This is a genomic window from Desulfomarina sp. (assembly GCF_054039375.1).
This window is the reverse complement of the sequence record NZ_JBPLBA010000126.1, coordinates 1-25003: the sequence shown is the minus strand read 5'-3', so window position 1 is coordinate 25003 and position 25003 is coordinate 1. Positions and strand designations below refer to the sequence as shown.

The 25003-nt window shown below is 46.6% G+C and carries 15 protein-coding genes; 7 read left to right on the top strand and 8 right to left on the bottom strand.

Annotation, left to right across the window (positions count from 1 at the left end):
* Positions 1-25: 25 nt before the first annotated feature.
* Complete coding sequence (locus ACXLDX_RS07175) at positions 26-1579, top strand: sensor domain-containing diguanylate cyclase (protein ID WP_457576510.1); 1554 nt, start codon at positions 26-28, stop codon at positions 1577-1579.
* Between the two features lie 197 nt (positions 1580-1776).
* A complete protein-coding gene (locus ACXLDX_RS07170) occupies positions 1777-2469 on the top strand; it encodes a DUF6901 family protein (protein WP_457576509.1) in 693 nt (230 codons plus the stop codon).
* A 23-nt stretch (positions 2470-2492) separates the two neighbouring features.
* Here the strand turns inward: ACXLDX_RS07170 and priA are convergent, their stop codons facing one another.
* Positions 2493-5033: a replication restart helicase PriA gene (gene priA / locus ACXLDX_RS07165; RefSeq protein WP_457576508.1), complete on the bottom strand. Its 2541-nt coding sequence runs from the start codon at positions 5031-5033 to the stop codon at positions 2493-2495.
* Positions 5030-5902, bottom strand: coding sequence for a UTP--glucose-1-phosphate uridylyltransferase GalU (gene galU, locus ACXLDX_RS07160; RefSeq protein ID WP_457576507.1), 873 nt, complete (start codon positions 5900-5902; stop codon positions 5030-5032). Before galU ends, priA begins: the two co-directional genes overlap by 4 nt.
* A gap of 318 nt (positions 5903-6220) precedes the next feature.
* Here galU and hrpA point away from each other — a divergent pair, with 318 nt between their 5' ends.
* Positions 6221-10027, top strand: coding sequence for an ATP-dependent RNA helicase HrpA (gene hrpA / locus ACXLDX_RS07155; RefSeq protein ID WP_457576506.1), 3807 nt, complete (start codon positions 6221-6223; stop codon positions 10025-10027).
* A gap of 7 nt (positions 10028-10034) precedes the next feature.
* Positions 10035-10172: a hypothetical protein gene (locus ACXLDX_RS07150; RefSeq protein WP_457576505.1), complete on the top strand. Its 138-nt coding sequence runs from the start codon at positions 10035-10037 to the stop codon at positions 10170-10172.
* 27 nt (positions 10173-10199) lie between these two features.
* Here ACXLDX_RS07150 and ACXLDX_RS07145 read toward each other — a convergent pair whose 3' ends face one another.
* The 3 genes from ACXLDX_RS07145 to ACXLDX_RS07135 all read right to left on the bottom strand — a co-directional run bounded on the left by ACXLDX_RS07145 (position 10200) and on the right by ACXLDX_RS07135 (position 15172).
* Positions 10200-12305, bottom strand: coding sequence for an ATP-binding response regulator (locus ACXLDX_RS07145; protein WP_457576504.1), 2106 nt, complete (start codon positions 12303-12305; stop codon positions 10200-10202).
* A gap of 135 nt (positions 12306-12440) precedes the next feature.
* Positions 12441-12830 carry a response regulator gene (locus ACXLDX_RS07140; protein ID WP_457576503.1) on the bottom strand — a complete coding sequence of 130 codons (390 nt, stop codon included), beginning with the start codon at positions 12828-12830 and terminating at the stop codon, positions 12441-12443.
* Between the two features lie 2 nt (positions 12831-12832).
* Positions 12833-15172: a gluconeogenesis factor YvcK family protein gene (locus ACXLDX_RS07135; RefSeq protein WP_457576502.1), complete on the bottom strand. Its 2340-nt coding sequence runs from the start codon at positions 15170-15172 to the stop codon at positions 12833-12835.
* A 629-nt stretch (positions 15173-15801) separates the two neighbouring features.
* Here ACXLDX_RS07135 and ACXLDX_RS07130 point away from each other — a divergent pair.
* Positions 15802-16764 carry a YkgJ family cysteine cluster protein gene (locus tag ACXLDX_RS07130; protein ID WP_457576501.1) on the top strand — a complete coding sequence of 321 codons (963 nt, stop codon included), beginning with the start codon at positions 15802-15804 and terminating at the stop codon, positions 16762-16764.
* Between the two features lie 270 nt (positions 16765-17034).
* On the opposite strand, the gene nifJ is transcribed toward ACXLDX_RS07130, so the two are convergent.
* Positions 17035-20583 carry a pyruvate:ferredoxin (flavodoxin) oxidoreductase gene (nifJ, locus tag ACXLDX_RS07125; protein ID WP_457576500.1) on the bottom strand — a complete coding sequence of 1183 codons (3549 nt, stop codon included), beginning with the start codon at positions 20581-20583 and terminating at the stop codon, positions 17035-17037.
* A 515-nt stretch (positions 20584-21098) separates the two neighbouring features.
* Here nifJ and pabB point away from each other — a divergent pair.
* Complete coding sequence (gene pabB, locus ACXLDX_RS07120; RefSeq protein ID WP_457576499.1) at positions 21099-23018, top strand: aminodeoxychorismate synthase component I; 1920 nt, start codon at positions 21099-21101, stop codon at positions 23016-23018.
* An 8-nt stretch (positions 23019-23026) separates the two neighbouring features.
* Here the strand turns inward: pabB and ACXLDX_RS07115 are convergent, their stop codons facing one another.
* Both ACXLDX_RS07115 and ACXLDX_RS07110 read right to left on the bottom strand, forming a co-directional pair.
* On the bottom strand, positions 23027-23542 hold the full coding sequence (locus tag ACXLDX_RS07115) for a hypothetical protein (protein ID WP_457576498.1): 516 nt from the start codon (positions 23540-23542) through the stop codon (positions 23027-23029).
* Positions 23543-23552: 10 nt separating this feature from the next.
* Positions 23553-23822, bottom strand: coding sequence for an HP0495 family protein (locus ACXLDX_RS07110; RefSeq protein WP_457576497.1), 270 nt, complete (start codon positions 23820-23822; stop codon positions 23553-23555).
* A 415-nt stretch (positions 23823-24237) separates the two neighbouring features.
* Between ACXLDX_RS07110 and ACXLDX_RS07105 the strand changes: the two genes are divergently transcribed.
* The coding region (locus ACXLDX_RS07105; protein ID WP_457576496.1) for a histidine kinase dimerization/phospho-acceptor domain-containing protein at positions 24238-25003 on the top strand (766 nt) is incomplete at its 3' end.

Sequence of the window (25003 nt, the reverse complement as noted above, 5' to 3'; positions counted from 1 at the left end):
AACATCTCCCCCACACCCATGTGCCATGAACAAGAAAGAGTTGCTTGAAAAAATCCTGAGTTCCGACCAGTTACCGACACTGCCGACTGTTGCTTCAAAACTCATTTCTCTCACCTCAAAAGAGGATACAACACTTGCTGACATTGCAAATCTTGTCTCCCAGGATATTGCTCTCTCCACAAAAATCCTCAAAGTCTCAAACTCGGCTTTTTACAGTTTTCCCCAACAGATCGGCACAATCAAACAGGCTGTTTCCATCCTTGGAACCAACGCTGTCCGCTCCCTGGTCCTTTCCTTTTCCTTTCTTTCAATGAAAAAAGGTAAAGGTGAAACACGTTTTAATTTTGAAAAATTCTGGGAACGATCTCTTGCCTCTGCTGTGGCTTCAAAACTGATTCTTGAAAAAGTGAAAGGGGCCGACACCGAAGAAATTTTCGTAACCGGTCTGCTCCAGAATCTGGGAGAGCTCATTCTGGCCTGTACATTTCCAGCAGAATACGACACCGTCCTGCAGACCATTGAGGAGAAACAATACGACGGTTTCGGCGTGGAAAAATCCACCTTCGGAGCTGATCATTCATTCATAGGAACTGAAGTTGTAAAAAGCTGGGGTTTCCCCGATGTTCTTGTCCTGCCCATCCGCTATCACCACGATCCGGAAAGATACACAGGCAAGGATAAAAAAATGCGTGACACCATTCGGGCTATTTATCTCTCCGACCTTCTGATTCGCATTTTATATTCTGAGAAACCTGAGGAATACCACCGACAATTCAGAAAAGAGGCGAAAAAGCTGCTCGGCCTTTCTGCTGACGATATTGAATCAATTTTTGAACAGGTTCATTTCAAAGTGCAGGAGGCAGGGAAATATTTTAACCTGAAAATCAAGTCAACCAAATCAGTACAGGAGATACTTCAGGAGGCAAATATTCGACTCAGTCTTTTGAACCTTGATTACGACCAGATGAATAAACAACTTATAGAGACAAAAATACATCTGGAGAATCTCACCAGGGAACTGGAGGAAAAAAACCGTATCCTTGATAATCTCGCCAATATTGACGGCCTCACTGAAGTATACAACCATCGGTACTTCCAGAATATCCTTGACCAGGAAATTGACCGCTCAATCAGAAATGAATCTTTCCTCTCTCTTCTTCTTATAGATATTGATCATTTTAAAAAATTCAACGATACATACGGCCACCAGGCAGGAGATTTTGTCCTCAAATCCTTTGCTGCAGTATTACAGGAAAACATCAGGAAATATGACACGCTTGCCAGATATGGCGGAGAGGAATTCACCATTATTCTGCCTGAAACATCAGGGGAAGAAGCTCTCCATGTGGCTGAGAAACTGAGAAAAGCAATAGAGGACGCAAGCTTCATCAACGGCCCTGATGAATACCATGTGACCGCAAGTTTCGGTCAGGCCTGCAGCAGACCCGCCACTGAAGACGATTTCAGCAAAAACAAACTCATCAGCATGGCAGACCAGGCATTATATGAAGCCAAGGAAAAAGGGAGGAACAGGGTAGCCACGTATACTCCAAGAAAAAAATGGTTTTCCTTCAAATAAGGTAACTGCTCATAGAGTTGTTGCATCGACCTTGAGTAAAGGTTTTTGATCTCACCTGATTCCTGCACTTCAGAAAATGAAATTTGGTCATTCACTTTTTGAGTGAATGTAAATTTTTTCATTTTCTTTGTCCTGCGGGATTGCCAATTGCAGGATTTAGGTCTCATTTTTGCCGTTACACACTTTTCTGAAAGAATATGATACAGACCGGACGTGAATACAATTACTGTTTTACTTTTGAAGATGGCAGCAGAAAAAATTTCAGGGTGGTTCTGGACGGCAGATCAAGAATTATAAGAGAAAAAAAGATAAACCCACCCTCCTGGGCCCTGCTGCCTCACCATCAATGTCCACCCTGTTCCCTGGATGATGAAACATACAGCCATTGTCCTGTGGCCGTAAATATCGCTGAACTCGTTTCAACATTTATCCAATGCCCCTCCCATAAAAAATGCAGTGTATCCTGCAGTTCTCCTGAACGTGTGGTGAGCAAGGATACAACAGTCCAGAAAGGCCTTTCCTCCATTCTCGGCCTGCTTATGGCCACAAGCGGCTGCCCTGTTATGGATTTCCTCAGGCCTCTCGCCCGGTTTCACCTGCCCTTTGCGACGGTTGATGAATCGGTATTTCGATCCGTTGCAGCCTATCTCCTGCGCCAATATTTCCTCAAGGAAGAGGAGCAGACGGCAGATTTCGAACTGAACAATATCCTTGTTCGGTATGACGTGGTAAAAAAAGTCAATAAGGGAATGCTTGAACGAATCAGGGACATAAGTGTCCGGGATGCAGATCAGAACGCAATTGTCACCCTCAACAGCCTTGCTCAGATACTGGAAATAGAAATCGAAACCAATCTGGAATCACTACGCCATTATTTTACTGACGAATAAACCGGCACGTAATTACTCACAGGTCACATCATATTCTCAGGATCAACATCAATAATCAGCCGACAGTCTCCGGTAACCAGACCAGTCTTCTCCTTTTCCAGTCGGATCACCACGTCATGGAGCCCATCACTGTTTCTCCCTTTGATCAATAGCTGCCAGCGGTACCTGCCCTTTATCTTGTCAAGCGGGGCCGGAGCCGGTCCGAGAACAGCCAGACCTGTTTTTTTGTTTTCTATGGTGGCTCTTAGAAAACGTCCGATCATCAGGGCCGTTTTCTGCACTTCCTGTTCCACCTTTCCTTCGATTCGAACAGCAACCAGACGAACATGGGGAGGGAAAGCGGGAGAACGCCGCAGACGCATCTCCTGTTGATAGAGCAAGTCATACTGGTGTTGCTGGGCATAGAGAATAGCATAATGGTCCGGTCGCATGGTCTGGATAATCACTTCACCGGATTTTTCACCCCGCCCCGCCCGCCCCGTTACCTGTGTAATAAGCTGAAAGGTTTTTTCTGCTGCCCGGAAATCCGGCATGGAAAGACCGCCGTCAGCCCAGACAATACCAACCAGAGTAACTCCGGGAAAATGATGTCCTTTGGCAATCATCTGGGTACCGATAAGAATATCAATTTCCCCATCCTGCATTTTTCTTAAGAGTTTCAGAAATTGTCTTCTGTCCGCCGCCGTGTCTGAATCGATACGGGCCACAACAGCTTCTGGAAACAGCTCTCTCACCTCTTCCTCAACCCGCTCAATACCGAATCCTGCCGGAATAAGATCCATTGATCTGCACTCAAAACAGACAGTCTTTGCCGACAGGGAGAAACCGCAGTAATGACAGAGCAGACGATCCCTGTTTTTATGCAGAGTTAATGATACATTGCAATGACTGCATTGAACCGGTGTTCCGCAATCTCTGCATATGAGAGAGGTGGAAAACCCTCTTCTGTTCAGTAGCAGGATGCTCTGATTTTTCATCTGTAAATTCTTTTCCAGACGCCCCCTCAATATTGATCGTATAATACTCTTTTTTCCCTTTCCCTTTCCACCATCTCTGGTCAGGTCAACAATAGTCACTACCGGCAGAGGCCTGTCCGCCACTCTTTTTTTCATGCTCAACAAAGTATATTTCCCGGAATCGGTGTTGGCATAACTGGTGATGGAAGGAGTCGCCGAGCCGAGAATAACGACGGCATCATGATTTCTGGCACGGACAACGGCCATATCCCTTCCATGATATCGAAAACTGTCATCCTGTTTGAATCCGGTGTCATGCTCCTCATCAACAACTATGAGTCCGGGGTCCGGAAGAGGAGCAAAAAGTGCTGACCGTGCACCAATAACTATATGAGCCTTTCCGGAAAGCGCTTTATGGTATTGATCGAACCTTTCCGCTCTGGTTAATCCGGAATGAAGGAGAACGACCTGATCGCCAAACCGGGAGACAAAATGTGCTTCAAGCTGGGTTGCCAGTGCAATTTCCGGTACAAGAACCAGCACATCTCTTCCCATGGCCAGGGTCTCTTCAGCCGCTCTCAGATACACCTCGGTTTTGCCACATCCTGTCACACCATGTAACAGGAAGGGAGTAAATTTTTTTGCGCGGATCGGTGGGAGGATTTTTTCGAGTACACTCTGTTGTTCATGGGTAAGTTTCCCTGGGCGTGGAAAAAAACTGAGCTGTTCACCAAAAGGGTTCCTGTAAACCCGCAGATCGGCCTTAATGACAATTCCATTACCAACCAGTGATTTTAATGGTCCGGTCGCCGAGGGATAGTGCTTCTTCAGATCCCGGAGAGGAACCATTGCGTGATTATTCTGTTTATGAAGTTTAAGGAGATAAAACAGTACTTTGGATTCCGAAAGTTTCAGATTGATCCCAAGGACAACACTGTATTTTTTTTTTAGCGAACCGAAGTCAGTCTCTTGCTCTGAATACACCTGCTCTATTTTTTCTCTTACAATAGAGTCTATTTCACAACATGTTTCATATTTTTCCCTGATACTGTCTGCTTCCACAGTTTCTCGAATTGATAATCTCTTTTTTCTGATATGTTTCCGAATTTCTCTCCACGTTTCCGCATCCCTGAGCAGTTTCTTTGTTTCAGCCACGCTGATTACGCCGTTTTCCACTATTTTTCTGACCCAGAATTCCTGGGCCAATCTTTGAAAGACGGTTTTCAGTTCTGCCGCATTTTCTCCGGCTACCAATTGTTTCACTGATCTCGGAGCAAGCCCCGCAGGCAGAGCACTCTTTATAACCAGGCCCGTCGGGTAATGATAATAATCCGCAACCCATTTGAAAAAAGGGACCATATTGGCGTGAAACAGGGGTTTGTCGTCAAGAAATTTTGTGATTCTTTTTATGACAAAATCTTTTTCTTCTTCCGGCCCGGCGGACAGAACATACCCGGTCACCTTCCTTCTTCCCAGGGGTACCAACACTCTTCTGCCAATAAAAAAACTCCCGTCTTTTCCAGGATCGGGAGTTTCGTCATCAGCCGGACAGCTGTACGTCAGGCTCCCCCGCAGGGGAGCCGCAACGGCAACTTCAAGATGCATCATAGATCAGCCGCAACTTCAATAATATGTTTTCGTAAAAGAGTGCCAATATCACGATGACGCAGGCCATAAGCGATAATCGCTTTGAGATATCCCATCTTGTCTCCGGCATCATAACGGGTCCCATCAAACTCATAGGCATACATTGAACGTTTTTTGGTCAGAGCAAGTAACGCGTCCGTCAATTGAATCTCTCCCCCATGACCGGGAGTGGTTTTTGCCAGAATATCAAAAATATCCGGCATTAAAATATACCTGCCAATGATAGCCATATCGGAATCGGTTGTTCCCGGTGCCGGTTTTTCAACCATCCTGGTAACACGAAAGGTTTTACTGCGACCATTCTCTTCACCTTCAACGATACCATATTGATGAGTTTCCTCCATGGGAACCCTCTGAATGGCTACAATGGATTCGCCGACATCTTCAAAGAGATTGAGCATCTGTTTTGCACAGGGTTCATCACTCAGCACCATATCATCTCCCAGAAGAACCATGAACGGTTCATCTCCGATAACATGCCTTGCGGTCCATATGGCATGTCCGAGACCGAGCGGTTTTTTCTGTCTGACGGAAACAATATCAATCAAATTTGAAATATTGTTCAGTTCTTCACCCAGGGCGATTTTATTTTTTTCTCTCAGAACCGAATCCAGGTGGAAATTATAATCAAAATGATTTTCTATGGCCGATTTCCCTTCACTGGTAATAAATATGATCTGGTCAATCCCGGACGCGACAACTTCTTCGACAATATATTGAATGGTCGGTCTGTCGACAATGGTCAACATCTCTTTCGGTATGGCCTTGGTAGCCGGAAGAAATCTTGTCCCGAGACCGGCTACAGGGATGACGGCTTTACGTATTTTCATAAAAACCTCTATTTCTGAATAATGTCCGGATAGTTAAACCTAAATCCTGCAATTGACAAGTTCTCTAAACACATCATAATATATTGAAATCAAGTCATAATTACATTTTTTCATTTTCTCAAGTGCAGAATTTAGGTTAAATTTATTCCCACCCATTATCCACATGTTTGACATGAAAAAATCGGGCAGTATGGTATGTATTATGCGGCATATTGCAGATATCAGAATGAAATATGCTCCAGCCGCTGACAAGGCATGTAGACATTTACCATAATTTATCAATGACATCCATTTTTTTTAACTATTGTCTGACCAGAAATGAGCAATTTCGTTCAAAATCAAGAAATTATCAGGTCCATTTCTTACCCTGCAGAGCTGCCGATCACAACCCGTAAAGAGGATATAATCAACTCTCTTCGCAACAATCAGGTTACCGTTATTGCAGGAGAAACAGGGTCCGGAAAAACCACTCAGATACCCAAAATGTGCCTTGAGGCATTCCCCGGAAACCACCGACTGATCGGCTGCACTCAGCCCCGTAGAATTGCAGCCTCAACCGTGGCAGCCAGGGTTGGTGAAGAACTCGGACGCACAGGAGGATTTGTGGCATGCAAGGTTCGTTTCCATGATAACACCAACCGTTCAACCCGAATAAAATTCATGACAGACGGCGTACTGCTTGCAGAAACCCGAAGGGACCCGGACCTCCTGAAATATGATATCATAATCGTAGACGAAGCCCATGAACGAAGCCTTAACATTGATTTTCTTCTCGGCTATCTCAAAAACCTTCTCGCCAGACGTGCTGATCTGAAGCTGGTGATTACTTCCGCAACAATTGACACCCGGGCTTTTGCGGATCATTTTAATCATTGTCCGGTCCTGAATATTGAGGGGAGAACCTATCCAGTCAAAATCCGACATTGCCCTCTCCCTCCTGAGATTATTGAAGAAAGAGAAACACTCCTGGATCATTGTGTTGCTGTAATTCGCGATCTTTTCAAGAAAGAATTACCAGGGGACATCCTCGTCTTCCTGCCGACTGAGCGTGATATAAGAGAATGCTGCACTCTTCTGGAAAAACATATCGACTATGCTGTTATCCTGCCCATGTTCGGGAGACTCCATGCGGGAGACCAGCGAAAGATATTTCAACCAACTAATAAACCGAAAATCGTTGTTGCCACCAATGTTGCCGAAACATCCATTACAGTTCCAGGGATCCGATATGTAATAGACTCAGGCCTGGCCCGAATTTCACGCTACAATGTCCGCTCGAAAACCACCAGCCTTCCCGTAAGCAAAATAAGCAGAGCCAGTTGCAATCAGAGGAAAGGCAGATGCGGCAGGGTCGGACCGGGGATCTGTGTCCGCCTTTACTCTGAAGAAGATTATGAATCCAGACCCCTTTACACTCTCCCTGAAATACAACGCTCGAACCTGGCTGAAGTCATCCTGCAGATGATTGCCCTCAAGCTTGGTCATCCCGCCGATTTTCCCTTTATTGATCCCCCCCATTCCAATGCCGTCAGAGAGGGATACCGTCTCCTCCGGGAACTGGGAGCAATTGATACGAAAAACCGTCTGACCAAAATGGGCCGGATTATGGCGGATCTCCCGATTGATCCCTGTATCTCCCGTATTATTATTGCGGCAAAGGAACACAACTGTCTTCGTGAAATTAAAATCATCTCCGCCATTCTCGCTATCCAGGACCCGAGAATCCGTCCGGCGGAACGGGAGCTGGACGCAGACATTGCCCATAAAAGCTTTGCCCATCCCCATTCTGACTTCATATCTCTCTTGAATATCTGGAACCGGTTTCAGACTTTCAGAGAAGAATCCAGATCGTGGTCAAAACTCAGAAAGTTCTGCAAATCGAATTATCTCTCCTTCCAGCGGATGCGGGAATGGCTCGATCTTCATGATCAGCTTGAGCGAATCCTGAAAAAGAGAGAGGGGTTTGTCAACAACAGTGTCGATGCATCCTATGAACAGATCCACAAGGCACTTCTTCCAGGATTCCTGCGCAATATTGCCTGTAGAAAAGAGAAAAAAATCTATAAAAACAGCCGCGGCCGTGAACTGATGATTTTTCCAGGCTCTCATCAGTTCAAAAAGAGCGGAGAATGGATTGTTGCCGCTTCTTTCATTGAAACCAACAGACTCTATGCCCTGACCATTGCAACCATTGAACCGGAGTGGATTGAAACCGTCGCTCCTGACATCTGCAGATATTCATGGTCCCGCCCGGTTTATCATAAAAAAACCGGTTCTGTCATGGCCCTGGAGAATGTATCACTTTTCGGCCTGCGTATCATATCAGGCAGAAAGGTTAATTTTGGCAGACGGCACAGGAAGAACCGCAGGGAGGCCCGTGATATTTTTATCAACAGCGCCCTCGTACAGGGGGAACTTGTCGGGAAATATGATTTTCTCAAACATAATCTTTCCCTGGTCAGGTCATGGGAAGAGACAGAAGAACGGTTGAGAACAAGGGGTATAGTCGTCGACCCCATGGTGCTGTATAATTTTTATAATGACAGGCTGCCTGAATCGGTTTTTGACCGAAAAAGCCTGAATGGATTTTTAAAACGACAGAGAAACAGAAAGAACAAAAAAAACAAAAAGTTCCTCTTTATGGGGGAAGAAGATATCCTCCTCAGAAAGCCAGGAGAAAACGAACTGGCGGATTATCCCCATTCGGTAACTGTCGGCAATATGACCATACGCCTGGAATATAATTTTACTCCGGCTGCCGCCAGTGACGGTGTAACATTCAGACTTCCCGTAGACTTCGCCCGAACCGTCTCCCACCATTTTTTTGAATGGCTGGTACCGGGACTGCTCCATGAAAAACTGACCTTTCTCCTGAAAGGACTGCCTAAATCAGTACGTAAACAACTTGTTCCCGTCAACAGAACCGTGGATACCATTCTGGACGATATTGATCTTTATAACGGCTCCTTTTTCGGGGCTGTTGAATCCTCCATACTCAAGCATTTCAGAATACTGATACGCCGATCTGACTGGCCCTCTGATCTCCCCTCACATCTCAAACCCGGATTTATCCTCTTTGACGAAAAGGGAAACACAATCGGTCGGGGAAAAGACCTGGAGAAGCTTCTTGACGAAAAAATACTCAAACCCGTAAATACCTCAGGTATTCCAGCAGATCCCCGGATAACCACCCTGGTAGAATCCTGGGAGGATAAAGAATTTACAACCTGGGATTTTGATGACCTGCCAAAAGCTCTGCCCCTTTATACCACCAGTGGTGATGGCCTCGGCTTTCTCTACCCCTCTCTTTATTTTGTCCAGGAAAAAGGTGTTATAAAGATTAAATTTGAAAGAAACATGATCACAGCTCAGGAAAAAAACCGGGAGGGAATGCTGCATCTGTACAGACTGCAGTTTCCTGGACAGTATAGATCGATTAAAAAAATGTGTACAACAACTCTTTCCGGCCCCTCAGTTCTCAGTTTCTTCGGCCATGGAAAAAAACGTCAGGAACTGGTCAAAGCTGTGCTCGATTTCATTATGCGTTCCCTGTTTGACAGCCCGGATGGAGAAATTGAATCCCATTCTGTTTTCAGGGCAAAGGTGACCCGTATCCAGTCGGAGGGTTTTTATCAGGCGGGAGCGGCTGTCTGCAATGAACTGCTGAATCTTCTCAGGATTCGAAAAGAGGTTTTAGATACAATACGAAAAACCTTCCCGGAAGATAAGAGGACAAATAGTTTCCTGAAAGAAAAATCACAATTTTTTACCCGGCTCCTTGACGATATTTTTTCTCCCTCGTTTCTGTCAACCGGTACAGATATAGAGATCCAGGATAAAAAAAGATATCTGCAAAGTCTCAAAATCCGTGTTGAACGATTTGCAATCAACCCGGCAAAGGATGGTGCCAAGGAAAAACAACTTCACCCGCACATCATCAATCTGCAACAACTTGAAAAAAGAACAGATGAACTCTCAGCAGAAGGGAAAAAACTCCTGGAAGATTATCGACGAATGATCGCAGAATTCAGGATTTCTGTTTTTTCTCCCGAAATAAAAACCGCAATGGTTGTTTCAGAAAAAAGACTCCGTCATCTCTGGCGGGAAATATCACAAACATGCTGAGGAAATAATGAACAGAGTCTCTCTTGGAGTACTTTTCTGCCTGTCAGCACTCATCCTGCTCCACAACAATCACCCCTTCACCGGTGTACCCGTTTTTGTCGCAGGAATTATTCTCATGAACAGATGGGGTCGTAGAAAGAAATAGATCTGGTCAAGTTCAGGCAGAAGAGATTCAGGAATATATCGCTGATATAATGGCATGTTTGAGGGAATCCATATTATATGGTTTGGGCAGGGCCCCGATAAAGCCATGTTTCCTGCAATCCTCCATCACCGGGTCCAGAATGGTGCCACTGGTGGCAATAATTTTAAGATTCGGCTCAACCTTCAGCAGAAGTCTGCAGGTGTTTTCCGCTGCTCCCCCCTGCTCCACTGAGAGGTCCAGAAGAACCACATGATGTCCTGAAAACCCTTGTTTTTTTTCCTCCTGAACATACTCCAGTGCTTCACGGCGTGTACCTGCTGTTTTAACTATCACTCCCAGATGCTCAAGCATAATCTTGCCTATTTGAGCCATTTGCATGTCAGGCTCTATCATCAGCAACTGCAGGCCATTGAGTATTTTTTCAACGGGAAGGTCCAGTCTATCTGTTGATTGCAGTAATTCCGGAATATAGAGTGAAACCATAGTTCCTTCGGATGGGGCGGAGTGCACAACAACATAACCACCATGGTTCCGCAGGGTCGCATACACAATTGTCAGGCCCATCCCCATACCTTTCAGGGAACTTCTTTCCTTGGTGGAGTAATAAGGGTCAAAAACCCTGAACAGGTTTTCCTTGTCAATTCCGCGGCCACAATCCTTTATGTCAATTCTGGCATATCTTCCGGCGGGCACATATTGACCTTGAATCAACCTGCGCTGATCAGATATTTCATGATCGACAACGACCCTGATCGTCCCACTGTCGGTTGCTTCCAGCGCATTCTGCAATACATTGCCCATTGCACCAGCTATTTCCTCGGGATCAACATAGACAAAACACTGGTCATGTCTCACTTCGAATTCATAGTCGATCGGAGTATGTTCGGCAAATTCCTGCAGACTGTTCTCAATCAGTGTCCGGATATGAACCTTTTCCCTGCTGACAATACCGAAATTGGAGAAACAGGAAATCTGCCTCGTCAGATCTACAGCAACAAGAGCGGCTTTCTGGGCATATTGGATCAGTTGTTCCCTCTCAGAAGAATCAAGTGTCTCTCCCCTGGCAACCACAATATCCAGATTCCCACAGATCACCGTGAGAAGATTGTTAAAATCATGGGCAACCCCTCCGGCCATCAGGCTCATGGCATCCATCTTGGTAATCAACCTGACCGCATTATCAAGTTCCCGCCTCTCTTTTTCCGCTCGAAACTGGCGGGTTATATCTCTGAGAATACACAGGCCGAAAACATTTTCTTTGTCTGATAATCCTTGGCTTAAAGTTGTATTGCCACAGTCTGGATTTTCATTGGCTTTTTGTGGCTGAGCCGCAGGGTCCGGGCATGGCGGTTTATCCGATATCGGTACAAATGAGACGGTGAGAATCCTGTCATTCAATTCCAGAGGGTTCTTCTCGATAATTTCAAGTGATTCCAACCGGCGATCAATAAGGTTTTTCTGAATCCAGTCAGCAATTTCTGCCTGAAAACTTCCCCATGAACAGATTTCCGACAAGACGACACCGATAATTTTTTCTTCACCCAGATCAATAATTTCCAGGGCAGCCCTGTTGGCCGAAACAACCTTTCCTTCAGCATTTAACTCGATTATACCTTCAACAAGATTATCAAGAATTTTGTCAAGATGCCTTTTTTCCAGCAACAGTTCCGTCGTGACCTCAGAAGGCCTCAATCCTTTTGGAATTCTTGCATCTTTTTCTGTTTTTTCATAATTCCTTCTGTTTTTTCCGTTTTCACCCCTGTATTCTTTTAATGCATCCCGAAGATGGTTTCGTATCTCGTTTAGATTTCCCTTGGCGATACAAAGATCACAATCAGTTTCCCTGAAAATTCTGTCACTGTCCTCCAGCACCGTTGCAGAGAGAACAACAATAAAAACATCTCTGAATTTTTTAGTTCTGCGAAGTATCTTACACAACTGCTCACCACTGACCTGGGGCATAATCAGGTCTGTAAAAACAATGTCAGGACGAAATTCCTCCAGTATTTCTATAGCATGCAGACCATTCTCCGCAGTTTCAACAGTACAGTTTTCCCGTTGCAGCAAGGTGGAAATCAGTTTCAGCAAAACTGGATTGTTATCAACCACCAGGGTATTGATCTTTTTATCCATCTTTCTATCCAATACGTGATGCCCGGAAAAATGACCTGTGAACACTCCATCGTTGCCCTTGGGGTTCAGAGATCAATTATTCCTCTTCAGAAGAATCTCCGCCTCCACGATTGTAATTGGTCACAGGGGTAGCAATTACCCACGATTGACGGTCCATTCTTCAATGTCTTTCATTAACTGTATCATATCCACCGGCTTTGTAAAAACTTTCCAGGCCCCAAGATGTTCAGCAATAGTCAAATAAGAACCGGGAGCAATCTTTCCTCCCCCAGAAATGGCAATAATTCCAATTTCAGGATATTTATCCCTGAAGAGAGTAATGGTCTCAATCCCCTCCTGCACAGGCATAATCAGATCACAAATCAGCATGTCCACAGGTGTTTTCGCCTGGATCGCCATTCCTTCCCTTCCATCCGCTGCATCGTAGACTTCATACCCGGCTCTTTCCAGCCACATGCGAAACAGTTCACGGATTATTTCATCATCATCAATTATCAATATTTTCATACTGCTTTTTTCACTCACAATCACACCTGAATACTCTTTTCATACTCATGACCAAAAACCACATCCCTGAAAAACATAATCATTCTTTTTCTTCTCTTTGACATCTTTAACTGTTCCGGTATCAAATCTGTGCTGCTTATCTTCATAACGGACATCTTGTACTCTATATGGGTCGCCAACCTGTTATCGAGATACCACGCATACATCAGTCCCATCAATAAACCGGGTGGTGTAAATCCCTCTCCCCGGTTCACAATCCTTGTATAATGGTTTTCATCCTCTGTTGCGCACATCCTTGCCAGTTTCAAAAATGTATCCAGTTGCATGGGGTTGAAAAAGCAACATCTTTCTTTTTCGTTACGAAGAGAAAGATGATAGGCACGGCCTAAAAACAACCCATCGACCATGATATCCACCATTTCCTTTTTCAGGGCATAATTACCGAGCAGAGATTCCCCCAGGGCAATCATCAGGGCCACTTCAAATTTTGGCCGGATTCCGAACTGATCTTCTCGAATTTTGATACAACCATCTTCAGGGTCATAGAAAGAAAAAACATTATCCCACCTCTGATCCCTGTTCCACTCGGATTTGTCAATGCAATGCAGACCCTTTACATGTTCAAGATGGGCCAGAGGAATCACAGGATGACTCCACAGAACCTCGCAGGAATCTTCTTTCACCTGTCCAATATTTATATCCTTTTCACAACCGATATGGGCAATTTCCAGACTGTCAAGCCATGCTTTAATGGCACTGTAACGCCGGAATGGAAAAGGTTTGCTGCAAAATACCCGACATACCGGATTTCCATTAAAAACCTGCTCCCTACCGGAACTCTCTTCCCTGGTTTTCCTCCGGCAATCTTCATTAATATTATTTTTCCCAAAACATTTCCGACCGTTAAACAATGTCAATACAGCCTTTGCAAGGGTATCAGGGTCATGCTGGATAACATTATCATTTTTCAGGGCATATCTTGAATACACACCACACTCAATGGGATAATAGTGCTGGCTGTTCAGAACTTCCCGATCGAGAAATATAGGGATCTTCCCTTCCACAGCATAACGTTGCAAAATAGATGCCGGAATATTTTCAAGAGAAACACAGATAACTTCATTGAAAAGATCTTCAGTCCCGCCGGGTATATTCTTTTCATAGGCCCTGATCATATCTGAAACATGAAATTTTCTTTGAGGGTCAGCAATACTGCGATCTGTTTCCCCTGCCTGTACCCACAGATTGGAAATAAGAATTTTGAGAGCCTTTCTGTTCCTCCTTACAGCATCCGCCATCCCCGCCACCTTGAAAACCGGGATAATTGATGAATAAAGACTCCCCGGAGCAAGAATTACAATATCCGCCCGGGCAATCTCCTCATAGACTTCCTTATATACGCGCACATCATCAAAGTAATTCACATGAACGCTTTCAACGGGCACCCCCCGTTCTGCCTTGCTTAACCTGTCCTCACCAACACTCTCCACACCATTTGTATAACGAACCTTCAACTCGGCCAGAGTCGTGGTGCATGGCATAACTGCACGCTCACCTGCCCCTATGATTTCTCCCATCCGGTTCAGGCCTGTAAATATTGCTTTCTCAAGAAGGCCTGGTCGATCTGCAATCTCAGAATTGTTGATTTCCCCATCAATTTCACGGTAAATAGCCGCCACAACCAGGAGATTTCCAAAACAATGTGGCCGTTTGAGAGTTTCAGCCAACCTGATATCAGAAAAAAGATGTGACACCAGTTGCTGTATATAACTTTTTAATAATGACGGCAGAAAATCGAGTCTGGCCAGAACGACCGCCAGATCTGAAAGCTTCAGCGATGTTTTCCCGGGAGAACGGTAATTGAATAACTGGTGCAGTATCTTTGCGATTTCATCAGCCTGGCCGTCAACAATAGAATATTTCTCTTTGAGTCTTCTGAGCTTTATGGAAGAAAGCAGTACATGACGGATATCGCCTATTGCTATAAGAGGCAGATCTTTCAACAGTTCTCCGGTAGACCCGCCATCGTCGGTCACGCAGACAATGGAACTTGTATTTGGAAAAATTTCTTTCAACCCACAAAAAGGGTTCTTAATCCAGGTCGAACGCCGACTGTCACCCCCGATAAGATTGGACAGGCCTGTCCCGCCACCAAAGACCACTACGCGTACATCTTCTACATTTTTACTGAGGAGTTCATTTTTCAAATCCGTGAGCAGTTTTTTTCCGGGATTCTGTGCATTTTCAGGAACACCACAAAGAACCAGATCAACCAGCTTTTCCCGAAGATCTCTCTGGGGCAGATAATCCATCGGCGAAAGCTGAACTTTTCTGATTTCGTCTAAAATACTTTTAACCAAGGGGCCTCTCCTGAATGAAACAGATCTAACCACTTTCAGGGCTGATTATTCTTTATTTGTAACTACTCACAGGGGTAGCAATTATATGGTTTTATTACCTCTGAACTGTAATTGCTCACAGGTGCCTCAGATTTTTGCAGGCTCTTTTGTTCGCTATAGCCTACCTATGCGGACGAAAGAGACCGTGAAAAGCCGGGGTACCTGTGAGTAATTACCCCTGTTTTATATAAATGGACATGAACAGGGTTTTCCGAAATGATTGACATATACGCATTATTAATCAAAACTGCAAGAAAATAAAGGGTACCGTTTTCACAGTTTGTATAAGCTGCGTTTTAAATTGTGAGGTGAAGTCCGCCAGGCTTGCTGCTCGTGTGGGGCTCTGCTGTCAATGGCTTGAAGCATGCGAATACATCGGTACTATTGAACCTGACATCTGCAGCAGGTAAGCGTAAACTCCGAACTTGCCAATTACGGTTAAATTTGTTTACACTTTGAGCAGGGAAGTTTACTATAGACTGCTCGTGGAGGAATGGATGATTTCTTCCATAATACTCATTGATGAACTTGAAATGCAGATTACCCGATGCGGGTAACCGCCATTTTTATATATTTTCTAAGGTGATGGAATGACAGATAAAAAAAGTGAAAAGGGAAAAACTCTTTTCGGAAAGGAAAAGAATCCTTCCTCAATTGAACCCAAAAAACTGAGCCTGGACAGCTCTTTGAAATTTCGTTGTCATCCGGGAGTAAAATGCTTTACGGCCTGTTGCGGTGGCATAAAAATTGTGCTGACCCCGTACGATATCCTGAAACTTACCCGACGGCTGGAGATACCGGCCCACGAATTTCTACAGAAATATACCCAGCCGACGTATCTGGAAAAAACTGACATGCCGGGAGTGATGATTAAACTGCGGGATGAAGATAACAAATGTCCCTTTGTCACCCCGGAGGGTTGTACAGTGTATTCGGACAGACCCACCGCCTGCAGGTATTATCCGGTGGGGATGGCTGATTTCCATGAAGGTGGCAGTAGGGATAGTGACGGCAATGAAATGACGTCAGCTGAAGAGAAATTTTTCTTTATTGTCCGTGAGGACCATTGTAAGGGTTTTGAAGAAGACAAGGAATGGACCATACGGGAATGGCGTGCCGACCAGGGTGTCGATGTTCGTGACGAGATGAACAAGGAGTGGCTGCGGCTGGTGATGCGGCGGAAATCTTTTGGTATCCAGGCCAGTCTTTCGGAGCAGGCAAAGCGCATGTTCTTCATGGCTTCAACCGACCTTGCAACCTTCAGAAAGTTTATTTTCGAGAGTACCTTTCTTGAAATTTATGAGTTGGACGAAGAGACTATCAAAAAAATCAGGGAAGATGATGTGGAATTGATGCTCTTTTCCTTTAAATATCTGGCCGCCACACTCTTCGGGGCCAAGGGTTTGAAAATGCGCCCGGAAAAGGTGAAGGAAAAAGTCGAGCAGATCAAGAAACGTCAGGATGAGTCTGTTATGCAGTCTATAAAAGAATATGAAGAACTGAAAGCGGAGGTAGCAAAGGCTAAAGCCGAAACCGGAGTTGAAAAGAAGTAAGGAAGCCGACTGTAATTGCTCACAGGTGCTGCAGATTCTTGCAGGCTCTTCTTCGCTATAGCCCTATGCAGACAAAAGAGACCGTGAGAAGCTGAGGTGCCTGTGGGCAATTACAGTCGACTTTCTGATACCAGGGATAAAAAAAGGGCCGGATGGTTAAAAAACATCCGGCCCTTTTTTTTCTGAATCCGTGTCGATTTGAAATGTGCTTAAAAAATCATCCTGCATTGCAGTGAATGCTTACACGGATTCAGGCTCTTTACCTTGAATCTATTCTTTTTCTTCTTTTTCCGGTTCCAGGGCAGCGGCCAGGCTCTTGATAAATCTCCAGCTCTTGGTCACATCCTTCTGGGATTCGGCCATCAGCTCATCTGCCTTTTCGGGATTAACCCGTTTGAGGAGACGATAACGGTTTTCGCCGAGTGCGTATTCCTCAAAGCTGATGGTGGGTTCCTTTGAATCAATGATCAGTGGATTCTTGCCCTGGGCTTCCAGGTCCGGATTGTACCTGTACAGAGTCCAGTGTCCACAGGCAACCGCCTTCTTCTGCTGCTCAAGTCCAAGTGCCATATTGATACCGTGGTTGATACAGTGGGCGTAGGCGATAATCAGGGACGGTCCGTCATAGGCTTCCGCCTCTGCGATGGCCTTGATGGCCTGAGCCGGGTTGGCACCGATGCTGATCTGGGCCACATAGACATTGCCGTAGGTCGCAAAGATCATACCCATGTTCTTTTTGGGCATCTTCTTGCCGCTGGAAGCAAATTGAGCTGTAGCCGCCCGCGGGGTGGACTTGGACATCTGACCGCCGGTGTTTGAATAAACTTCAGTATCCATTACAAGGATATTGACATTTTCACCGGAAGCAAGAACATGGTCGACACCGCCGTAACCGATATCATAGGCCCAACCGTCACCACCAAAAGCCCACACTGATTTCTTCACCAGGTAATCGGCCAGATAGATAAGACGTTTGCCCCGGATATCGCCGGTTTTTTCCAGGACCGCTTTCAGTTCAGCAATACGGGCACGCTGGGCTTCAATATCAATCTGGGTAAGCTGCTCCGCGTCATGAATGGCTCTGGCCTTGTCCTCTGCAACCAGACCGGCTTCAACGACAGTATTGAGAAGTTCACCTGCCTGCTGGGCAAGTTTATTGACGGTAGTGCGCATTCCGGCGCTGAATTCCGCAGCATCTTCGAAGAGGGAGTTGGCCCAGGTTGGCCCTCTTCCGTCTTCTCGTTTGCAATAGGGGGTGGTGGGCAGGTTGCCTCCATATATGGAGGAACAGCCGGTAGCATTGCCGATATACATTCTGTCCCCGAAGAGCTGTGAAACCAGTTTGATATAGGGGGTTTCACCACAGCCGGCACAGGCCCCAGAGAATTCGAACAGGGGCTGCTTCAACTGGCTGCCTTTCACCGTGGCGACATTGATATCAGCCGGATTAATCTCGGGCAGGGAGAGAAAATAGTCCACGTTGACAGATTGAACTTCCTGCAGTTCCTCACTGTTGGGGATCATTTCCAGTGCTTTGGTTTTGGCAGGGCAGACACTCACACAGAGGGTGCAGCCGCAGCAGTCCTCGGTGAAGATCTGCAGGGCGAACTGCTGACCTTTGAAGGCCTTGCCGACAGCTTCTTTGGACAGGAAATTTTCAGGAGCATCAGTAAGTTCCGGAACAATTTTAATCCTGTTTGCCGCATGGGGACAGACCAGGGCGCACTGTCCACATTGAATGCAGTTTTCAGGGATCCATCTCGGAACGGAAACGGCGATGTTCCGTTTTTCGTACTGGGTTGTTCCAGTAGGCCATGTGCCATCCGCAGGGATCTGGGAAACTTTCAGTTCAGTACCTTTACCTTCAATGATCTTCGCGGTAACTTCCTTGACAAAATCCGTTGCTGTCTCAGGGACAACCGGCGGGATTTCGTGGCCGTCAATCTTGTCTACGAGGGGAACTTCGACAATATTCTTAACTGCACCGTCAACGGCGTCATAATTCATCTGGACGACCTTGTCGCCTTTCTTGCCGTAGGTTTTCTTGATGGCATCTTTGATCGCCTTGATAGCCTCTTCCTGGGTAAGAATACCGGAGATGAGAAAGAAAGCCGTCTGCATGATCATGTTGATCCGGGCGCCGAGTCCAAGGGCCAGGCCGAGGGAAATAGCGTCAATGATATAGAATTTGGCCTTCTTGGCAATCAGGTCCTGCTGAACCTTCTTCGGCAGATGTTCCCATACCGTATCCTTGTCATAACTGGTTGTGAGCAGGAAGGTGCCACCTTCTTCCAGGTTGCAGAGCATGTCAACCATATTGAGGAAGGTGAAGTTATGGCAGGCGATGAAATTGGCCTTGTTGATCAGATAGGGGGCAACCACCGGATTCTTGCCGAAACGGAGGTGACTGGTGGTGATCGATCCTGATTTCTTGGAGTCGTAAACAAAATACCCCTGGGCGGAGTTGTCGGTTTCGGTGCCGATAATTTTGATGGTGTTCTTATTCGCGCCGACGGTTCCATCCGAGCCGAGTCCGTAGAACATTGCACGGTAGACGTCATCACCTTCTATATTATAGGAAGGATCGTAGTCAAGGCTGGAGAAGGTCACATCGTCGTTTGGTCCAACGCAGAATTTATGTTTGGGAGCCATGGCGGTCATATTGTCGAATACGGCTTTGACCATAGCGGGTGTAAATTCGGCGGATCCCAGTCCGTAGCGCCCTGCTAGAATGATCGGTGGGTAGATGGAGCTGTTGGTTTCAATGGCTTCACCCACAGCGGCACGGACGTCAAGGTAGAGTGGATCTCCTGATGCACCCGGTTCCTTGGTTCTGTCAAGCACTGTAATACGCTCGACCGTTGACGGCAGGGCGTTAACCATCGCCTTGCAGTCAAAAGGACGGTAGAGGCGAACGATGACCATACCTACTTTCTCACCCTGGGCAATCAGGTGATCAATGGTGGCGGCAACGGTTTCACAGCCGGAAGCCATCATGACAACAACATTTTCCGCGTCCGGAGCACCGTGATAATCAAAAAGATGATACTGCCGTCCTGTGATGGAGGCGAACCTGTTCATGGTTTCCTGGACGATGGACGGAGTGGCGTTGTAAAATTTATTGACTGTTTCCCGACCAGTGAAGTAGACATCAGGATTCTGTGCTGTCCCGCGAATGGTGGGGCTGTCCGGGGAAAGAGCTCGTCTGCGATGTTCGAAAACGAGTTCTTCGTCTATCATTTCACGCATATCGTCATGGGTCAGCTCTTCAATTTTCTGGATTTCATGGGAAGTCCGGAATCCGTCGAAGAAATGAACGAAGGGAATGCGAGAGGCCAGCGTGGCCTGAGTTGAAATCAGGGCCATGTCCATGGCTTCCTGGACGTTCTGGGAACAGAGCATGCCCCAGCCGGTCTGCCGGGCGGAGTAGATGTCCGAGTGGTCACCGAAGATGGAAAGACCCTGGCAGGCAATGGCCCGTGCCGTCACGTGAAAAACAGTGGGGGTCAATTCGCCCGCAATTTTATACATATTCGGGATCATCAACAGCAGACCCTGGGATGCCGTGAAGGTAGTGCAGAGGGCGCCTGTTGTCAGTGAACCGTGAATGGAACCGGCAACACCTGCTTCTGATTGCATCTGGTTGACAATGGGAGTTGTTCCCCAGATATTTTTCTGCAGGGCAGCCGATTTCTGATCCGCTTCCGCGGCCAGGGGAGTAGATGGAGTAATGGGATACAGCGTGATCACTTCACTGGTGGCGTAGGCGACGTGGGTGCAAGCCTGGTTGCCGTCTATGGTTACCATCTTTCGCGACATGATTTTATCTCCTTTGTTGTGACTGTTGATGTATGCCTGTTGTATTGAAAAAACCTGCAAGTTTTAACGTCCGGAATCCGGAAATTGCATTTTTTACTGTCTGCAAAGACGGATTTAGGTTAAATATCTTACCCGGCAGGGGATGAATAATCTGATACCTCCTTAAGGAGCTTGACCTGACTGGAAAAACGGGGAAATATTCCAGGTTGTTCAGGTGTATGTCTTGCCGTGCTAGCAATATCGGGTGATAATAGTACAAGACACACAGAATTACAACTGTTTCAGAGATGCTTACGGACGCTACTATAGGCTATTTCCCGCGGGTCCGCAATGGAATGGCAATGAGAAATGTTGATTGGTTGCATCAGTAAAACAAATCGTAACTCTTTGACTCCGTGTGTCTGTGATGGAGAAATGAGCCTGTGAAATATACTGATCCTGTGAGCAGTTACATTCCTGTGGATTGATGGATCCAGGGCAGGTGTGAGAGAATTGAGGCCGGGAGCTGGATTAACATGTACACCATTCAGAAACCCTTACTGGAAAAACTGCTGGAATACCTGAGCGGAAGAGGGGATTTCGTTTTCCTTGACACATCACGTCCGGACAGTGAAAACAGCCGATCTCTGCTCTTTATGGATCCGGTTGACAGAAAACAGTGTAGAACCGGGGAGGATCCGGTGCGCTATCTGCAGGAACTGCAGCAACTCCTGGAAGAGGGGTATTACCTGGCGGGCTGGTTTGGTTACGAGTTTGGTGTCATCCTGGAAACCGATATTGATGTGTATGGAAAACCACGCAGCCCGGGGCCGGAGCTGCTTGCGGATTTCGGTGTTTTCAGAAAACCCCGTGTGTTTGATCACCTCACGGGAGAACACAATCTGCCGGGCGGTGGCTCTCCCCCAATGAACGGAACAGCATACACACTCAGCAATCTGCGCTCAAACATGAAGCGGGATGAATTCGTCCATGCTCTTGGAAAGGTGCGGGAGTATATTGGCGCCGGAGATACCTACCAGGTCAACTATACGATGAAACTGCATTTTGATTTTGAGGGATCGCCAGAGAAACTCTATCTGGACCTGCGTCGCAACCAGTCAGTTGCCTACGGGGCGTATATCCGAAATGGCGCGGAGAGAATGCTCTCCTTTTCACCGGAACTGTTCTTCAGAAGGGACCGTTCTGGAATCACTGTTCGTCCCATGAAAGGTACGGCGAAAAGGGGGCGGAATGTCATTGAGGAGACTGCTTACGCCGAATACCTCCATAACGACGGTAAAAATAGAAGTGAAAATGTGATGATCGTTGATCTGCTCCGCAATGATCTTGCCCGGCTTGTCCATGGGTATGGTCGCAGTTCGGTGGATACGGATTCTCTTTTTGATGTGGAGTCCTATGAATCTCTTCTGCAGATGACTTCAACGGTGCGGGCCAGAACATCCGACTTCACGATGGAAAAAATCAGCCTGGTGGAACTTTTCATGGCCCTTTTTCCCTGTGGTTCCATCACCGGTGCACCTAAAATTCGTACAATGGAGATCATTGACGAACTTGAAAAGGAGCAGCGCGGGGTTTACACCGGTGCCATTGGATACCTTGCGCCGGACATGACCGGAGCCTTCAACGTACCCATCCGGACAGTCCGACTCTGGCAAAACAATGGGGAAATGGGAATCGGAGCCGGTATCACCTACGATTCAGACCCGGATGATGAATGGCGGGAATCCCTTCTCAAGGGACGGTTTCTGACCCACTCACAGCCTGATTTTTCTCTCTTTGAAACCATGCTCTGGCAACCGGATAGCGGTTTTCTGCTCCTGGAGGAACATCTGGCACGTCTGGCCCTCAGTGCCGGATTCTTCAAATTTTCTTTTCATGATGAAATTATTCGCGTCCGGCTGAGGGAAACTGTCTCAGCTTTTGATGGCTCCGGTTGCAGGCGGGTCAGGCTTCTTTTGAGGAAGGATGGCCGGGTTGATATAACCCGGAGTGAATGTCAGGCACCTCTCAGAACATCATTGCCTTCCCGTCCTGCAAGGGAAAACGGCCTGCCGTTGGTTGCTTTTTCCGAAACGGTTGTTGATTCGGAAAAAATCTGGTTCTATCATAAGACAACCCACAGAGATATTTTTGATACAGCTTTTAAAAATGCAGGAGAAATGGGTTGTTTTGATCTGCTTTTCTGCAATGAAAGAGACGAAGTAACAGAGGGAAGTATCACCAATCTGATTCTCTACGACGGGGGCCGCTACCTGACCCCACCTCTTTCCTGCGGCCTGCTGGGCGGTGTGATGCGGGAAAAACTTCTCGCCGATACAGCCGTGAAGCTGCAGGAGGAGATCATTACCAGGGAAATGGTTCGGAATGCCGAAGCACTTTTTGTCTGCAATTCGGTGCGGGGAGTTGTGCAGGTGCGGCTGCTGGAAAGAAACTGACAGTCGGGTCAATGAACAAGCCCGTCATCTTCGGGACTGATCTGTGCGGGGGCGATGATGAGATGATGTTCTTCTCCCAGAAGTCTTACCAGGGTCATGAAGGTGGAGGGCAGGGGGATTTCCCGATCCTCCGTCAGAACACCGAATTCCTTTGCCGCAACAAGAATCCGTGAGCTGTCCTCTCCCTCCTGGTGGTCACAGAGTACCTGGATCCTGAGAGCATCGGTGATTCTCGGGCAGAGTTCGGGGAGTTCATCTTTGAGTCCGAGGAGTTCCTGCTCAATCTCCCCCCATTGCTCCCTTCTGAAGCGGGCAAATTTTTCTGCCGGATTCTGTGTACCGAAGAGTTCATTGGTGATGGAACCGGCCAGCATGGAAAGGAATCTTTCTCCCTTCTCAGGGTGTTTTCCGGTTAATATGGTTTTCAGTTCCTTGAAGAGAACCATCTGGACGACGGCAACCCCTTCACGCAGGGCAGCAACGAGCTGTGATTTTTTTTCAGGATTTTTTTCAGAGGTGTTCATGGTTTGCTGATTAGAGAACCAGTTTCACAACCGGGCTGGCTTTGAGGGACTCGTATATGGCCAGCCTGGTTTCTTCACTGTGAACCGTCAGTTCGGCATTGAGGCTGTGGTATTTTCCACCGGAACTGGAATGGGAGTGGCTGATGGTTACGGACAGGGAGCCGCAGGCATCAATGATGGCGTCTTTCAGCAGACTGCAGTCCTGACCGATGACCTTGTAGACCCAGGAGCAGGGGTATTCAATTTCGGGCCGTCGTGGCTCTTTACAGGGAGTTTTCATCTGGGAAAGTACCTGGATTTTCAAATGCATGTGATTAATTAATTTATATCAATTTTTCAGATTGTTACCCGAAAAATATTCACGAAGCCGTCACGGGGTTCTGGATAAACCGGTCGGGCCGAATTCTATGGCCGGGCCACAAAAAAAACATGAAAATACCGACTGCGATGATACAATCTTCGCTCGCGGATTTTCAGATAGAGCAGTTGTAAATCGAGTATCAACTCTCATAAATAATGACTGGTCCCCAGGGCGTCAAGGGAAAAAGAAAAGGGCCCTGACCTGGGGTGGAAGTTTTTCTCTATTTCCTTTATTTCATATGGTTGTTGGACCTTTTGTTTGATTTTTCTGTTTTCTCGAATGTATACTGTGTTGTCAACAGTAGGCACACCAGTACTTGTCAGGAACTGAGAATATGGTGGATAAACCGAATTTCATTGAAAAAAATAAACTGGAAGCCGCACTGAGAGAAAGCGAAGCCCAGAAACAGGCCATAACTGATGGTTTTACCGGTGTCATGATTTATTTTGATCGGAACCACAGGGCTCATTGGTTGAACAGGGCGGTGGAGGAACGGTACCCCAATTCTTTCGGTAAACGTTGCCACGAAATTTTCTGCATTAAAACATCTTCATGTGAGGACTGTGCCTACCAGCACAGTATCAGAACAGGACAGATAGAAACCAGCACCATTGAAACAGGTCTGCTGGGGATCGACGGCGAAGAGGTTGTGTTTGAGATCACCTGTTCTCCAGTCAAAATTACACCGGATGAGGTTTCAGGCCTGATTGTTATCGCCCAGAATGTGACGGAACAGTATCGACTTGAAAAACAGTTGCGACACACTCAGAAAATGGAGGCCATCGGCACTCTTGCCGGTGGGGTGGCTCACGACTTTAACAATGTCCTGACGCCCATCATGGGTTATACGGAAATCATACGCCTTAAGATGAAACGGGATAGAAACATTGATCCCGCCGTCTTCTCCTATCTGGATGAAATTCTTAAAGCCGCCAAAAGAGCCAAATCGCTTGTGGAACAGGTGTTGACTTTCTCCCGTTCGAGCGAGATGAAGGAGAAACTGCTGCATATTCACCCCATCGTCAAAGAGGTGATGAAGTTGATGCGGGTTACCCTGCCCAGCACCATTGTCATTGTCGAGGATGTGAATGAAAACTGTG